This is a genomic window from Streptomyces endocoffeicus (assembly GCF_016741935.1).
Taxonomy (GTDB): Bacteria; Actinomycetota; Actinomycetes; order Streptomycetales; family Streptomycetaceae; genus Streptomyces; species Streptomyces endocoffeicus.
Window position 1 is genome coordinate 18993 of record NZ_JAERRG010000058.1, and the last position, 14796, is coordinate 33788.

Annotated in this window: 13 protein-coding genes; 4 read left to right on the forward strand and 9 right to left on the reverse strand. The window is 73.3% G+C overall.

Going from position 1 to position 14796, the window contains the following annotated elements; all coding sequences use genetic code 11:
- Positions 1–5: 5 nt before the first annotated feature.
- From JK364_RS51480 to JK364_RS51490, 3 genes are all read right to left on the reverse strand, one after another.
- On the reverse strand, positions 6–1301 hold the full coding sequence (locus JK364_RS51480) for an NAD(P)/FAD-dependent oxidoreductase (protein WP_201858390.1): 1296 nt from the start codon (positions 1299–1301) through the stop codon (positions 6–8).
- Between the two features lie 312 nt (positions 1302–1613).
- Positions 1614–3059 carry a deoxyguanosinetriphosphate triphosphohydrolase gene (locus JK364_RS51485; protein ID WP_230993842.1) on the reverse strand — a complete coding sequence of 482 codons (1446 nt, stop codon included), beginning with the start codon at positions 3057–3059 and terminating at the stop codon, positions 1614–1616.
- Positions 3056–3868, reverse strand: a complete 813-nt coding sequence (locus JK364_RS51490) for a sirohydrochlorin chelatase (RefSeq protein ID WP_201858391.1) — start codon at positions 3866–3868, stop codon at positions 3056–3058. Before JK364_RS51490 ends, JK364_RS51485 begins: the two co-directional genes overlap by 4 nt.
- 256 nt (positions 3869–4124) lie before the next feature.
- Here JK364_RS51490 and JK364_RS51495 point away from each other — a divergent pair, with 256 nt between their 5' ends.
- Complete coding sequence (locus JK364_RS51495; RefSeq protein ID WP_230993843.1) at positions 4125–6614, forward strand: molybdopterin oxidoreductase family protein; 2490 nt, start codon at positions 4125–4127, stop codon at positions 6612–6614.
- 52 nt (positions 6615–6666) lie between these two features.
- Here the strand turns inward: JK364_RS51495 and JK364_RS51500 are convergent, their stop codons facing one another.
- The gene (locus JK364_RS51500) at positions 6667–7650 is read right to left on the reverse strand and encodes an adenosine deaminase (protein ID WP_201858392.1); all 984 of its coding nucleotides are present in this window, start codon (positions 7648–7650) and stop codon (positions 6667–6669) included.
- A gap of 123 nt (positions 7651–7773) precedes the next feature.
- On the opposite strand from JK364_RS51500, the gene JK364_RS51505 reads away from it, so the two are divergent.
- Both JK364_RS51505 and JK364_RS51510 read left to right on the forward strand, forming a co-directional pair.
- On the forward strand, positions 7774–8145 hold the full coding sequence (locus tag JK364_RS51505) for a hypothetical protein (protein ID WP_307841681.1): 372 nt from the start codon (positions 7774–7776) through the stop codon (positions 8143–8145).
- Between the two features lie 139 nt (positions 8146–8284).
- Positions 8285–9007 carry a SanA/YdcF family protein gene (locus tag JK364_RS51510; protein WP_201858393.1) on the forward strand — a complete coding sequence of 241 codons (723 nt, stop codon included), beginning with the start codon at positions 8285–8287 and terminating at the stop codon, positions 9005–9007.
- A gap of 25 nt (positions 9008–9032) precedes the next feature.
- On the opposite strand, the gene cutA is transcribed toward JK364_RS51510, so the two are convergent.
- On the reverse strand, positions 9033–9356 hold the full coding sequence (gene cutA, locus JK364_RS51515; protein ID WP_020871507.1) for a divalent-cation tolerance protein CutA: 324 nt from the start codon (positions 9354–9356) through the stop codon (positions 9033–9035).
- 159 nt (positions 9357–9515) lie between these two features.
- Between cutA and JK364_RS51520 the strand changes: the two genes are divergently transcribed.
- The gene (locus JK364_RS51520; protein ID WP_201858394.1) at positions 9516–9875 is read left to right on the forward strand and encodes a cupin domain-containing protein; all 360 of its coding nucleotides are present in this window, start codon (positions 9516–9518) and stop codon (positions 9873–9875) included.
- A gap of 558 nt (positions 9876–10433) precedes the next feature.
- Here JK364_RS51520 and JK364_RS51525 read toward each other — a convergent pair.
- From JK364_RS51525 to JK364_RS57880, 4 genes are all read right to left on the reverse strand, one after another.
- Positions 10434–11189 (reverse strand): DUF2207 domain-containing protein, encoded by a 756-nt coding sequence (locus JK364_RS51525; RefSeq protein WP_201858395.1) that lies wholly within the window; start codon positions 11187–11189, stop codon positions 10434–10436.
- Positions 11190–11332: 143 nt separating this feature from the next.
- A complete protein-coding gene (locus JK364_RS51530) occupies positions 11333–14038 on the reverse strand; it encodes a fibronectin type III domain-containing protein (RefSeq protein ID WP_201858396.1) in 2706 nt (901 codons plus the stop codon).
- A 179-nt stretch (positions 14039–14217) separates the two neighbouring features.
- Entirely contained in the window at positions 14218–14481 is a 264-nt protein-coding gene (locus JK364_RS57875; RefSeq protein WP_307841682.1) for a hypothetical protein, read from the reverse strand.
- Between the two features lie 6 nt (positions 14482–14487).
- Complete coding sequence (locus tag JK364_RS57880) at positions 14488–14712, reverse strand: maltokinase N-terminal cap-like domain-containing protein (protein ID WP_307841683.1); 225 nt, start codon at positions 14710–14712, stop codon at positions 14488–14490.
- Positions 14713–14796: the final 84 nt, after the last annotated feature.

Sequence of the window (14796 nt, forward strand, 5' to 3'; positions counted from 1 at the left end):
CGGGCCTACGGAAGGAGCGAGGTGAGCGGGACGGCCGGGTCGGCCAGGGCCGCCGGGTCGAGCTGCTGCCCGCCGCGGATGAGCCGTTGGATCGATTCGGTGACGTCCCAGACGTTGACGTTCATGCCCGCGAGCAGGCGGCCGTCGTTCAGCCAGAAGGCGATGAACTGCCGCTTGCCGACATCGCCGCGCACCAGCACCTGGTCGTAACTGCCGGGCGGGGCGTAGCCGGAGTACTCCAGGCCGACGTCGTACTGGTCGGAGAAGAAGTACGGCACCCGGTCGTACGCGACGTCCTGGCCGAGCATGGCGCGGGCCGCCGCCGGACCGCCGTTCAGCGCGTTGGCCCAGTGCTCGACGCGCAGCCGCGCGCTCGGCGGGAGCGCGGCCCGTACGGGGGTGCCCTCGAGGAACGCGAGCGGGGCGGAGGCCACGTCGCCCGCCGCGAAGATGTCCGGGTCGCTGGTGCGCAGCGAGGCGTCGACCGCGATGCCGCCGCCCGCCGCGCGGTCCACCACCTCGATGCCCGCGGCCTCGGCGAGGGCGGTGCGCGGGGCGGCGCCGATGGCGGCCAGCACGCTGTGGGCGGGGTGCTCCTCGCCGTCGTCGGTGAGGGCGGCCAGCACCATGCCGTCCTGGCCGGTGATCTCGGTAAGGCGGGCGCCGAAGTGGAAGCGGACGCCGTGCTCGCCGTGGAGGTCGGCGAAGAGGGCGCCCAGCTCGGGGCCGAGGACGGGGTGGAGCGGGGTGGGCTCGGGCTCGACGATGGTCACCTCGGCGCCGTAGCCACGGGCGGCGGCCGCGACCTCGAGGCCGATCCAGCCCGCGCCCGCGATGACCAGCTGACCGTTGTCCCGGCCGAGGGTGGTGAGGACGCCCTTGAGCCGCTCGGCGTGGGCGAGCCGGCGCAGATGGTGGACCCCGGCCAGATCGGTGCCGGGGATGTCGAGGCGGCGCGGCTCGGCGCCGGTGGCCAGCAGCAGCCGATCGTAGTGGACCCGGGCGCCGTCGCCCAGGGTCACGGCCTTGGCGGTGCGGTCCAGGTGGACGGCGGGCAGGCCGAGGTGGAGCTCGATATCGGACTGGGCGTACCAGGCGGGCTCGTGGACGAAGACGCTGTCGCGCTCCTGGCTGCCGGTGAGGAAGCCCTTGGAGAGCGGGGGCCGTTCATAGGGGTGGTCGCGTTCGTCACCGATGAGAATCACCCGCCCGGTGAAACCCTCCGCTCGAAGGGTTTCCGCGGCTTTCGCCCCGGCCAGGCCCCCTCCGACGATGACGAATGTCTGGTGTGCGTCCACCACTTGTGTCCTCCTCGCTGCCGAGCGGTGCCGAGCAGTTCCGCTATGAGTGCCTTACCCCGGTCGTGTCAGGTCGTGCGCTCCGAAAGCCGTCCTAAATGCCGTGTCGAGAAGATGTGCCGAGAATGCGGTGCCGAGAGGATGTGCCGAAAGCTGTGTCACAGGGGAGCCTCCCGCACCGGGCGTGCGTCCGGAAGGGCCGGTAGGCCGTATGTGTGCGCGGAAGCCGTATCCGGCGGGCGACTACCGGCTTCCGGCTCCCGGCTCCCGGCTTCCCGCTTTCGGCTTTCGGCTTCCCGCTTTCGGCTCCCGGCTTCAACCGGTGAGCCGGGCGTGGAGCCCCCGCGCCGAGGTGTCGGTCAGGGAGGCGATCTGGTCGACGATCGCCCGCAGCCGGCCCCGGTCGTCCCCGGCCGCGTCGAAGAGCGCGCGGAACTGGGGGTCCAGGCCGTCCGGGGCGCGGGCGATCAGGGCCTCGCCCAGCTCGGCGATGACCACGCGCTGATCGGCCCGGACCAGCTCCTGGTCGGCGCGCTGGATCACATACCGGTCGGCGACCGCCTTGAGGACCGCGCACTCCAGGCGGGTGGCGCGGGGGACGACCAGTTCGGCATGGTAGCGGGTGAAGCGGCCCGTGCCGTACGCCGCGCGGGTGGCGCCCTCGGCGGCCAGGCAGAAGCGGCCGATGAGCTGGCTGGTGGCGTCCTTGAGGCGGGCTTGGGCGACGGACGAGCCGTCGTAGCCGTGCGGCCACCACTCCTGGCCCAGCAGCCGGTCCAGCGCCTCGGCCAGCTCATCGGGCTCGGCCCCCGGGGCGTAGCGGTCGGCGGCGACGGCGAAGACCTCGCGGCGCTCGGGTTCGGCGAGCAGGCTCGCGGGGCTCAGATGGCCCGCGTGCAGTCCGTCCTCGACGTCGTGGACGGAGTAGGCGACATCGTCGGACCAGTCCATGACCTGGGCCTCGAAGGTCGTACGGCCCTCGGGGGCGCCCTGCCGGTACCACTCGAAGATCGGGGCGTCGTCCTCATAGACCCCGAACTTCGGGGAGCGGGGGCCGTGCGGATGGCCGCCGCGCGGCCAGGGGTACTTGGTGGCGGCGTCCAGGGCGGCGCGGGTGAGGTTGAGCCCGACGCTCACCGGCTCGCCGGTGCCCCGGTCGGGCACGAACCGCTTCGGCTCCAGCCGGGCCAGCAGCCGCAGCGACTGCGCGTTTCCCTCGAAGCCGCCGCAGGGCTCGGCGATCTCGTTGAGCACCCGCTCGCCGTTGTGCCCGAACGGCGGATGGCCGAGGTCGTGGGCGAGACAGGCCGTCTCCACCAGATCCGGGTCGCAGCCGAGGGCGGCCCCCAGCTCACGGCCCACCTGGGCGCACTCCAGGGAGTGGGTCAGCCGGGTGCGGGGCGTGGCGTCGAAGGCCGGGGCGCGCCCGGCCGGTCCGGGGTCGGCGGTCGGTGCGGCGGGCACCACCTGGGTCTTCCCGGCCAGTCTGCGCAGCGCGGCGGAGTGCAGCACCCGCGCCCGGTCCCGCTGGAAGGCGGTCCGGCCCGGCCGCTTGTCCGGCTCGGGCGCCCAGCGCTCGAGGTCCGCCGAGGCGTAGCCGGGAACGCGGCGGGGGTCGGCCTCGGAGGCACCGGTCGAGGCGGCACCGGCCGAGGCGGCACCGGCCGAGGGGACACCGGCCGAAGGGACACCGGCCGAAGGGACATCGGCCGAGCCGGCCGGATCCGGTTCCGGTTCAGGGGGTGGTGCGCTGGGACTCATACACCGACGGTAGCCGCCGGGTGCGACAAGGGCGCAGAGGCCAGCGCCTGTTCGTAACGGCGCAGTACGAGACGCGCCACCGCCGGATGGGCGCCGAGCGGGGCGGCCGCGAGGCCGGGAGCGGCGTGCGCGCACTGCGCCGCGAAGCGGCCGGGCGCGGTGAAGTAGGAGGCGACCGCGATCCGGTCGCGGCCGAGCGCGGTCAGGGCGCGGACGGCCTCGGGCACTGTGGGGCCGGAGCCGGAGGCGTAGCCGGGCAGCACGGGCACCCCACCGAGCCGGGCGCTGAGCAAGGCGGCGGTACGGGCCGTGTCGACGGCCGAGTCCGGGTCCCGGGAGCCCGCGGCGGCGAGGACGACGCCGCCCGTCCGGTGCGGAGCCGCGGCCCGTGGGCCTGCCTCCGCCAGCCGGGCGTGCAGGGCCTCGGCGAGCAGCGGGTCCGGGCCGAGCGGGGCGGCGATCCGGGCGGCGAGGTGGGGCGCGGCGGCGATGGCGTCCGGGATGTCCTGTTTGATGTGGTGGCCGCGGCTCAGCAGCAGTGGGACGAGCACCGCCTCGCCGCGCAGCGCGGCCAGTGTGTCGGTCAGCAGCGGCCGGTTGAGCTCGATATGGCCCAGGCGTACGGGCAGCCCGGGGCGGAGCGCGCGGACGCGGTCCAGGAGGGCGCTCGCGGTGCGCAGCGCCTCGGGGTCCCGGCTGCCGTGGGCGACGGCGACGAGCGTCGGCGGGCGATCGCGGCCACCCCGGCGGACACCGCCCTGGCCCAGCCGGTCGAGCTGGCTGGTGAGCTGCGCGGTGAACCGGGTCATGATCTGCTGGGTACTGTCGAAGTCCGCCGTGCCGTCGGGGCCATGAGGGCCGAGTGGAGGGCCAGGTTGACCGGGAGGAGCGGGGTGGGGCGTCATGACGAGAGCCTGGCAGCGGCAGATTGCACCGCCGTTGCGTGGCCGTCACAGGTGATTGCGTCGACTTCACCGACCGCCCGGCGCCGTGCTGAGATCCGCTTCCCGTAGCCGTAATGCGAGGTGACGCGGGCTGTAACACGGCCGTAGCACGCTCCTTCGCATGGCGCACGTTCCGGTTCCCGGGGAGCACTCCCCCGCCTCCTCCGACCCCGTCGATACGCACTGCCCTTACTGTTCGCTGCAGTGCGGTATGACGCTGCGCCCGGTGCCGCCGGGCGACGGACCTGGTGACGGGCCGGGCGACGGACCTGGTGACGGGCCGGGCGACGGACCTGGTGACGGGCCGGGCGACGGACCTGGTGACGGGCCGGGCAGCGGACCTGGTGACGGGCCTGGTGACGGGCCGGTCGGTCGGCCGGGCGGTGTCGAGGTCGTCGAGCGCACCGCGTTCCCCGTCAACCGTGGCGCGCTGTGCGGTAAGGGCCGCACCGCGCCCGCCGTGCTCTCCTCCCGGGTGCGTCTGACCGAGCCGCTGGTCCGCCGCCCTGACACCGGTCGGCTCGAACCGGCCACCTGGGAGGAGGCCCTCGACCGGATCGCCGAGGGCCTGGAGTCCACCGGCCGAGCGTACGGCCGCGACGCGGTGGGCGTCTTCGGCGGCGGCGGGCTGACGAACGAGAAGGCGTACGCGCTGGGCAAGTTCGCCCGGGTGGTGCTCGGCACCTCACAGATCGACTACAACGGCCGGTTCTGCATGTCCTCGGCCGCCGCCGCCCATCAGCGGGCCTTCGGGCTGGACCGGGGGCTGCCGTTCCCGCTGGCGGACGTTTCCCGCACCGGATGCGTCGTCCTCGTCGGCTCGAATCTGGCCGAGACCATGCCGCCCGCGCTGCGCTATCTGACCGAGCTGAAGGAGGCGGGCGGCCGGCTGATCGTGGTCGATCCCCGGCGGACCCGTACGGCCGAGCAGGCGGATCTGCATCTGGCGCCGCGCCCCGGCACCGATCTCGCGCTCGCGCTGGGGCTGCTGCACCTGGTGGTCGCGGAGGGCCGGGTGGACGAGGAGTTCGTCGAACGGCGCACCAGCGGCTGGCCCGAGGCGCGGGCCGCCGCGATGGCCCACTGGCCGGAGCTGGTGGAGCGGATCACGGGCGTCCCGGTTCCTGAGCTCCGTAAGGCCGTCACGATGTTCTGCGACGCCGAGAGCTCCATGGTGCTGACGGCCCGGGGGCCCGAGCAGCAGTCCAAGGGCACCGACACCGTCGGCGCGTGGATCAACCTGTGCCTGGCCACCGGCCGCGCGGGCCGCCCGCTGTCCGGCTACGGCTGCCTGACCGGCCAGGGCAACGGCCAGGGCGGCCGCGAACACGGCCAGAAGGCCGATCAGCTGCCCGGCTACCGCAAGCTCGACGACCCGGCCGCGCGCGCCCATGTGGCGGCCGTATGGGGCGTCGAACCCGACGACCTCCCCGGGCCGGGGCGCAGCGCGTACGAACTCCTGGACGCGCTCGGGCAGGACGTCCGGGCGCTGCTGCTGATGGGCTCCAACCCACTGGTCTCCGCCCCGCGCGCGGCCCATGTGGAGTCCCGGCTGCGGTCGCTGGACTTCCTGGCGGTCGCCGACGTCGTGCTCTCGGAGACCGCCGCGCTCGCCGATGTGGTGCTGCCGGTGGCCCAGTGGGCCGAGGAGACCGGGACCATGACCAACCTGGAGGGCCGGGTCCTCCTCCGCCGGGCGGCCCTCACCCCGCCGCCGGGCGTCCGGACGGACCTGTGGGTGCTGGGCGGGCTCGCGGCCAGGCTCGGCTGGGAGAAGGGGTTCCCGGCGGACGCGGAGGAGGTCTTCGAGGAGCTGCGACGGGCCTCGGCCGGGGGCCCGGCGGACTACTCGGGCATCACGTACCGGAGGATCGCGGAGGAGGACGGGGTGTTCTGGCCGTGCCCGGAGCGCGTGGAACGGGGCGACTCGGCGGGGGCCGAATCCGTACGCCCGGCCGACTCCGTACGCCCGGCCGACCCCGTGCGCCCGGCCGACCCCGTAAGCCCGGCTGACCCCATGCGCGCGGCCGACCCCGTAAGCGCGGTCGACTCCGTGAGCCCGGCCGACTCCGTGCGCGCGGCCGACTCCGTAAGCCCCGCTGACCCCATGCGCCCCGCCGACTCCGTAAGCCCGGCAACCCACCCGCACCCCGGTACGCCCCGCCTCTTCCTCGACCGCTTCGCCACGGCCGACGGCCGGGCCCGCTTCGCCCCCGTCAGCCATCGCCCGGCGGCCGAGGAGCCGGACGCGGAGTATCCGGTGCTGCTGACGACGGGCCGGGTGCTGGCCCAGTACCAGTCCGGCGCCCAGACCCGGCGTGTCGGCGAGCTCAACGAGGCCGCGCCCGGCCCCTACGTCCAGCTCCACCCGCTGCTCGCCGAGCGGCTGGGGGTGGACGAGGGCGCGTCGATCGCGGTGGTCTCCCGGCGCGGCCGCGCCGTGGCCCCGGCCCGTATCAGCCGGGACATCCGGCCGGACACGGTGTTCATGCCGTTCCACTGGGCGGGGCCTGGGCGGGCCAACACGGTGACGAACCCGGCGCTGGATCCGGTGTCCCGGATGCCGGAGTTCAAGGTGTGCGCGGTGCGGCTGGAGCCGGCCGGGGGCTGACCGCTTCCGGCCGGCGTCGGCGTCGGCGGCGTCGTCGTCGTCAGCGTCGTCGTCAGCCCCAGCTCTCGACCTCCTTCAGGTACGCCGCCCGTGTCTCCTCGTCCAGGAAGGCGGCCTGGAAGGAGTTGCGGGCCAGGGTGCGCAGGGTGGCCTCGTCGAGGCCGAGCGCGTCCCGTACGGCGGTGTAGTTGTCGCCCACGTAGCCGCCGAAGTAGGCGGGGTCGTCGGAGTTGACCGTCACCAGCAGACCGGCCTCCAGCATCGCGGGCAGCGGATGGTCCTCGAGGCGGTCCACGACGCGCAGCCGGACGTTCGACAGGGGGCAGACGGTCAGCGGGGTCCGGTCCGCGACCAGCCGGGCCACCAGCGCCTCGTCCTCCAGGCTCCGCACCCCGTGGTCGACGCGGTCCACGCCGAGGACGTCGAGCGCCTCCCACACATACGCGGGCGGCCCCTCCTCCCCCGCGTGCGCGACGCACTTCAGCCCGGCCTGCCGCGCCAGCGCGTACACCTCGCGGAACTTCGACGGCGGGTTCCCGACCTCCGCCGAGTCCAGGCCGACGGCGGCGATCCGGTCCAGGTGGGGGCGGGCCGCCTCGAAGGTGGCCAGGGCCGACTCGGCGCTCTCGTCGCGCAGGAAGCACATGATCAGGCGCGTGGTGATGCCGTACGCGCGCGGCGCGGCGTCCAGCGCGCGGCCGATCCCACGGATGACCGTGTCGATCTCGACGCCGCGCGCGGTGTGCGCCTGCGGGTCGAAGAAGATCTCCGCATGCCGTACGCCCTGCGCTCGGGCGCGGGCCAGATACGCGTTGGTGAGGTCGGCGAAGTCGTCCTCGGTGCGCAGCACGGTCATCAGCGCGTAGTAGAGGTCCAGGAAGTCCTGGAGATCGCCGAAGGAGTACGCGGCCCGCAGCTCCTCCTGGGTGGCGAACGGCAGCTCGACCCCATTGCGCCCGGCGAGCGCGAAGGCCAGATCGGGCTCCAGGGTGCCCTCGATATGGAGGTGGAGCTCTGCGGTGGGAATCGGGGGCATGACGGGGATCACCTGTTGGTTTTCGCTGACGGGGAGGTCACTCACCCTATCCGGGCGGCAGCCCCGCACCGAGCGATAGGCTCGGCGTCGCCAGCAGTGCACTCAGGGACACAGGAGGCCACCGTGAGCAGTCGGCCGACCGAGGCGAGCGCTCCGCTGATCCCCATGCCGTCGCTGACCCCGGACGCGCTTCGGGTGGCAGTCGCCCAGATCGTTCCGAGTCGCCTCCCGGAGCTGAACGAACATCTGGCGAGCGCGGCAACCAGCGCGCAGCGCACCAGCAGCGTGGGACCGCTGAGAGCCTTCACCGCACATTGGGGAACCGTCGTCAACATCGAACGCTGGCCACAGCGCGCCGCTCGCTTCCACGCCTGTGAGCAACTGGCCGCGGATCCGCTGGCCGACCCGGAAGAGGCTCGCGCGGCGGCGAGCGAGATCGGCCGCATCCTGCGGACCGCGGGCGACAACTGCGCAATCTGGCCTTCCTGGACGTAGGGCTGCTGTACTTCCTGCCGGTGCCCAGCCAGCAGCTGATCGCCGTGGTACGCGTCACCTGGGCCGGGTGAGGCAACCGCCGCTCCCCTCCTCGGCGTCCCACAGCGCGACCGGATCGGTGCGGCGGGAGGGGGAGCGCATGCCGGGGTGGGTGCGGGGGCGGTTGCCGAGGACGCGGCGGGGGTGGCGGCGGCTGGTGCGGGGGAGCGTCCTGGTGTGCGTCCTGGCCCTGCTCCCCGCGACCTGGCTGCGGCTGAGCACGGACGACCGGATCCATACGGTCGCCGATGTGCCCTCGGCTCCGGTCGGGGTGGTCTTCGGGGCGGGGCTGTGGAACGGGGAGCCGTCGCCGTATCTGGCGCACCGGCTGGACGCCGCCGTACGGCTCTACGAGGACGGCAGGGTCCATGCGCTGCTGGTCACGGGGGACAACAGCCGCCATGACTACGACGAGCCGGACGCGATGCGCGCGTATCTCGTCAAGCGCGGGGTCCCGGACCGGCGGATCGTGAGCGACTTCGCGGGGTTCGACACCTGGGACTCCTGCAGCCGGGCCCGGCGGGTCTTCGGGGTGCACAAGGCGGTGCTGGTGAGCCAGGGGTTCCATGTCCGCCGGGCGCTGGCGCTGTGCGGGGCGGCGGGGATCGACGCGTACGGGGTCACGGTCGACGAGCCGCACGATGTGACCTGGTACTTCGGCGGCACCCGGGAGGTCGTGGCGGCGGGCAAGGCGGCGCTGGACGCGGCGTTCGAGCCGGATCCGCACTTTCTGGGGCCGCGGGAGCGGGGGATCGAGGAGGCGCTGGCGGAGCGGGGCTCGGGCGCGGGCTCGGGCGTCGGCTCGGGCCCGGGCGCGCGTTGAGCCGTTGCCCCGGCCTCGATCGCCGTCAGCCGATCGTCGTTTCCGACACCACCCACGCCAGGTAGTCCTCGCTGCCGTTCACGATGGGCGTCGCGATGACCTCGGGGGTCTCGTAGTCGTGCGCCTCGCGGATATGCGCCTCCAGCTCGTCGTAGCGCGCGGCGGTGGTCTTGAACAGCACCTGCCACTCGGCCGCCGTCTCGACCTCCCCCTCCCACCGGTACACGGATGTCACGGGCTGGCTGATCTGCGCGCAGGCCGCCAGCCGGGCCTCGATCGCCCCACGGGCCAGCGCCTCGGCCTTCTCGGGGGTGTCGGTGGTGGTCAGTACGGTCAGGTAGTCGGCCACTGCTGCGGTACCTCTCCACGGGGTGGTTGCACGGGTGGTTGCGCGGGTGGTTGCACGGCGCGGTTGCACGGCGCGGCTGCGGACTGGCGCCCACCACGCTAGCCGGTGAGGATTGAGGGAACCCGCCGACGATCAGACCGGACCGATCGAGGGGCACACATGGATGACCTCACCACGCTCGCGCGCCACCATCTGGACCAGGCCAAGGCCGATCCGCACGGGCGCAGCGCCCATCTGTTCCTGCACGACGGTCCGCTGCGGCAGAGCGTGATCGCCATGGTTTCCGGCTGTGAGCTCGACGAGCACAACGCTCCCCCGGCGGCCAGCCTCCAGGTGCTGCACGGGCATGTACGGCTGACCGGCGGCGGTGACCGGCTGGATCTCATCGCGGGCCAGGTGCAGGAGTTGCCGCACGAACGGCACGGGTTGCGGGCGCTGGAGGACTCGGTGGTGCTGCTGACGGCCGTGACCGCCACGGTTGGCTGCCCCACGCCTTACGAGGACACGGCCACCGCTTGAGGATGGGCCCAGCCGCTACGGACGGCCGTGGGCTACGGGGGGGGTGTCCGGCGGCACTTTCCCCTCCCCGCCCCTTCCCGCAACCATGGGCTCCGCCCCTGGACCCCGGGGAACACCTGCGCCGGCGGCCTGATCGCGATCGGCACGCCGACACGGCGGACGACCATGCGCATCGGAGTCGCCCGGCCGGGATCTGGAGCGGAGCCCCCGCTCCCGCCCCCGGACCCCGGGGAGGGATCAACGAGCCGACCGTCACCACCGCGAACACCTGCACCGGCGAACTGATCGCCATCGGCACGTCGGCGCGGCGGATGGCCGCGCATAACCCGGGCCCTCCGGACGGGGTCCGGGGCGGAGCACCGGGCTCGCTTCGCCCCTGGCCCCCGGGGGGCCGACGCGCCAGCCGCCACCGCGGTCGGGGCGCCGATCGCGCCGCCTGTGACGCGGCCGGGGGCTGGGGCGGAGCCCCCCACGCGGCGGAGCCGCACATCGTTAGGTGTCGGGAAGGGGCGGGGAGGGGAGCGGCTCGCCGCAGGCGGCGCGATCCGGCGGACAGCCCTAGTCGCTGCCGCCGCCACCGCCTCCGCCGCCACCGCAGGAGTGGTGGCCGCCGCCATAGTCGCCGCCGTGGCTCCCGCCGTAGTCGCCGCCATGGCTTCCGCCACGGTCGTCGCCCCACCCGTGCGCCGTGTGGAAGGACTCCTGGTCGAGGTACTCGGGGTCGTAGGCGATGAGGAGGTTCCGGTCCCAGTAGGCCGGGTCGCCGTTCGGGATGGGTATCGCGTCGCTGACGGCCCTGCGCCGGGCCGGTTCCGGGACGACGACGGGGCCGTAGAACACGTACGAGGGGAGCGCCCCCTCCCGCACGGCCGCTTCCACGCGGCGCCTGCCCGTGCGGGTGGGGCGGCCCCGGAGACGGGTGAGAAGTCCGTCGGCGGTGAGCCGGCGCTGGATCTCCGCCAGCTCGGGTCCGCCGAGCAGCGCGGGGATCACCCGGTCCACCGGCTTCGAGTGCGGGCACAGTGCGATGAGCGCGCGCTCGACCGGGTGCTCGGCCCCCGAGTGCCCGGCTCCCTGGGGCCCGGCTCCCAGGGGCTCGGCTCCCTGGGGCCCGGCCCCCGGATGCCCGGCTCCCGAGTGCCCGGCCTCCTCCCCCACCGTGGCGCGGATCCGCGAGCGCCGGAGGGTGATCGCATCCCGCTCCTGGAGCGCTATCAGGAGGGTCTGGATCACCCACCGCCGCCCGCCCACCAGATAGGCGATGTCATAGAGGTCCAGCGCCGGTGGCTCCGCCGAGGCGGGCCGTCTGGTCATGGCAGCACACATCGGAATGCCCCCGTCCATCCGCGTCCATCCGCGTCCATCCGGACTGCTCAAGTACCGTCAGTTTTGTCTTTCTGAACGGTGATGAACCCTGATGAGTGCCGCTTCAGAGCAGGATTTGAGCTTTCGCCCCCTTATCTGTTCGAAGTCGTGACGGACACATCCGCCGACGGACCCGTGCCCGTGGCGGTCAGGGCCGCGACCGAGAAGGTGTACGCGGTGGCCGGGCGCAGTTTGCCGATCACCCGCAGCATCCCCTTGGCCCGGGGCTGGGAGACCAGGACATCCCGGCCGGTCACGGTGACCGTACGGCCGTCGGAGACGGTGATCCGGTAGCCGGTGACCGGGGTGTCGCCGGTGGTCTTGGGCGGGGTCCAGGAGAGCGTCGCCGCCGTGGCATCCGCGTTGGCCTTCACACCGGTGGGGGCGCCGGGCAGGGCGCCGGGGCCGCCGGCGGTGGGCGTCACGGGGGCCGCGGGGAGGGACACCTCGCTCACACCGGCCTTGTTGCGGGCGGTGACGGTGACCGTGTACGGGGTCCCGTTGTCGAGCCCGCGGACGACCGCGTAGGCGGTGCGCTTGAAGTCGGCGGCCGGGATGGTGGTGGAGACGGACCGCGAACCGCCCGAAGCGGTCACCGTGTACGACGTGACGGGGTCGCCGCCCTCGACGTACGACGGGTTCCAGGTGACGTACGCCGAGCCGTCCGCCGCGAAGTCGCCCACGCGGGTGGGCGCTTCGGGTACGGAGTCGGCGGCGAACGTACGGCCGAGCAGCCCCCGGTAGCGGGGTTCGAGACCGGCCGCGGCCACGATGTCGGCCGGTGCCTCGGACGGGTCGGCCAGGATGTGGTTGCCGCTGGTCACCACGCCCTTGTCGTTCCCGTCGGGGTCGCCCTGCTCCCAGTAGTTGCCGACGATGCGGGTCGGGTCGTTGTTGCCGAGGTCGTCGCGGTAGTCGACGTGGGCGCTGAGGACGTTGGCCTGGGCGCCGTAGAGGACGTTGCCCTGGACCGTCACGTAGGTGCAGCCGTTGTCGGTGTAGACGGTCCGGCCCAGCCCCCACCCGTCGTGGATGACATTGCCGGTGATCTTCTCGCCGTTGTCGAGGGAGCTTCCGGTGAGGCCCTGGGTGTAGACGCCGGCGCCGTCGTCGAGCGCCTGCATGTAGTCGAAGATGAGGTTGTCGGCCACCTTGTTGTCGCGGGAGACATTGGCGGTGGCCGGTTTGCCGATCTTGTCGGGCCAGCCGCCCCAGCCCATCGAGATCGCCGAGTAGGCGACATGGTCGATCTGGTTGTGGGCGATGGTGTTGTCGCGGGTGTAGCCGTTGAGGATGGCGACGCCGCCGTGGTACTCGCGGGGCAGCGCGTAGAGGTGGTTGTTCGTCACCGACACCTCGCGGGTGAGGTCGGCGTCGCTGCCGGGCTGTGGGGCGTCCACCCCGCCGATCTCCATGCCGTTGCCGGAGATGTCGGTGAAGACATTGCCGCGTACGGTCGCGTTCTTCGTCCCGGTGCCGAGTTCGAGCCCGGCCGCGCCGAGGTGGGTGAACGCGTCGTCGGAGAACTCGATGTCACGGCCGTGGCTGATGGCCACGTTGCCGGGCATCTTGGTCCAGGACGCGTACGGGCAGGTGCCGCCCGGGGTGTACTCGCACAGCCCCTGCGTCTTCCAGCCCTCCGGGCCGGTCACCGTATAGCCCGCCTGCACCTCGGAGAAGCCCTCGGGCGAGGAGGGGGTGAGCCAGGTGGCGTACGAGAACTCGATACCGCGCAGGGCGATGTCGTGCAGCGGCGCCCGCCCGGTGCCCCGCCCGTCGACGAGCTTCTCCAGGACCGGTGCCTCCACATCGGCGGTGCGCGGGTTCTCCCCGGAGCGGGGGCGGTAGTAGACGGTGCGGGTGTGCCGGTCGAGGTACCACTCCCCGGGCTGGTCCAGGACCTCGAAGGCGTTCTCGACATAGCCGGGCAGCGCGCCGTTGGTGAGCTTGGCGGGGCCGACCATGTTGATGCTGCGGCCGGGGATGTCGGGGAACTCCACGCGCCTGGTGGAGTTGTCCCAGCACGGCTGGGCCATGGTGACGGTGGTGCCGGTCGTCGAGCCGATGGGGCAGCGCGGTTCGGTCCACGGGCCGAGTCCGTACTGCTGGATGTTCCACAGCGCCTCACCGCTGGGGTAGACGAACTCGATGTCCGACGGATTGCGCCAGCGGGCGAGGGTGTCGGCGGACGCGGTGTAGCCGGTCGCGGTGGCGGTGAGGTTCACCGGGATCGGCCCGCGGGCGCGCTGGGCGCGGACGCCGTCCACGTACAGCTGCCGGGTGTTGTCCAGCCCGGCGGGCGCGGGCGCCGACCAGAGCCCGGCGCCGCCCTTGACCGGCCGCCAGCCCCGGACCGCCCGCCCACCGCTGAACACGGTGCCCTCGCCGCCCTGCCAGATGACGCGGTGGCCATTGCCCCCGGAGTCACGGGAGTCGAGGACGAGCGGACGGGAGAGGCGGTACGTGCCCGGCGCGAGGTGCACCGTAAGGTCGCCGCTTTGGTGCGGGACGCGCTTCCGTACGAGGTCGCGGGCGCGCTCGGGGGTGCGGACGGGGGCGGTGCGGGTGCCGGGCGCGCGGTCGTCGCCGTTGGGCGCGACATAGACATCGGCGGCGGGGCGGGGCCCGCTCGCGACGGCGTCGGCGGTGCCGCCGAAGGCGGCGCCGAGGGTGGCGAGGGTGGCTAGGACGGCCGCGACGGCGGTGGCTCTCGGGGCCGCCTTACGGACGGTCTTGGGCGTCCGGACCGACCGGACCGACCGGACCGACCGGATGCGTGAGCGTACGTACTCCGACATGTCCCTCCCTGCGGAACCTTGCTGGAACCCTGCTGGAACTCGTGGAGTGGCCCCGGGAAAGGTAGGATCTATGAGCAGAGCACGTCAATACAGCGAGCTTCGAATCGTCTCGATTCACCTCCGGAGCATCAATTCATTGGATCTATCGGCCCGGTGAGGGGTGTTCGGGGTGTGAGGTGTCAGGACGCCATGTCGCTGTCGTACAGCACGACGTACCGGCCGCGGGCCTCGCCGCCCTCCGACAGCCGCCAGCCCGCGGTCACATGACCCCGGACCCCGGTGGACCCCGCACCGGACTCCGCACCGGACTCCGGACGCAGCACGCGCGTCACCTGGAGGACGGGACCCCCGTCGCCCAGCGGCAGACGGGTGCCGTCCGGCCCGTTCACGACGGCCGGGGCCCCCGCGGCCCCGGCCGGGACGTCGAACCCGGGGTCGGTCACCTCGGCCTAGGTCAGCGGTACGTGGTACCAGGCGGGCCGGTCCCCGGCGTCGTCCCGGACCACCATGAACTCGATCCCCACCTCGCCCTCCGGGTCGTCGAGCCGGAAGCCACCGACCCTGGACAGCTCCGGCGGGCGCGGCGCGGCGGCGTACCACGGCTGCTGGGGCAGCCACGGGGTGAGGAGCTCCAGCTTGGTCGGACTCATCGTGGTCTTGTGAATGATCGACATGCCGTGTGAACGCCTTCGCCCGTCGTACGCTTCCCGGTCGCCGGCACGGTCTCATCGGCGCGCGGAAGGGCCCGGCGCGCCGTG